Source organism: Dankookia rubra, assembly GCF_004355005.1.
In the GTDB taxonomy this organism is placed as follows: Bacteria; Pseudomonadota; Alphaproteobacteria; order Acetobacterales; family Acetobacteraceae; genus Paracraurococcus; species Paracraurococcus ruber_A.
The window spans coordinates 1-455 of the sequence record NZ_SMSJ01000363.1 but is presented as its reverse complement, the minus strand read 5'-3'; the positions used below and the strand labels follow the sequence as shown (position 1 = coordinate 455).

General features: G+C 73.2%; 1 protein-coding gene. It reads right to left on the bottom strand.

What is annotated here, in order from left to right:
• A partial coding sequence (locus E2C06_RS36990; protein ID WP_165982934.1) for an IS66 family transposase occupies nt 1-455 on the bottom strand: 455 nt, incomplete at both ends.

Below are 455 nucleotides of genomic sequence, written 5' to 3'. Positions count from 1 at the left end.
GCGGCCTGGTGCACCACGGCGTCCTGGCAGCGGAACACCCAATGGTAGCCGGAGCAGCCCTCGATCCGCACACCGGTCTTATCCGAGGCCACCACTTCAGCACGGCGCAGCGCCGCGACGGCCGCCTCGCGCCCGGCCTGGAACCTGCCTTGGGCACGGCGGAGCAGGTTCATCAGCCCGCCCTGGCTGAGGCGTAGCCCGAACAGGTCGGCGAGCGCGGCCTGCAGCCGCTCGTAGGAAAGCGCCTGGTAGGTCTTGAGGTAGGTGGCCACCGCGTGCAGGCGCGGGCCGAACGGGGTGCCGCTGACCGGCACGGGCGCCACAGCCCGCGTGCCGCATCCGGGGCAGCGCACCGCCAGGCGGTGGTGGTGCATCACCTGCGGCCTGACCGCGGGCAGCTCGATGCACTCCCAGACCCCGGCTGCTTCGGCCGGCAGATCGGGCGCGAGCGCCAT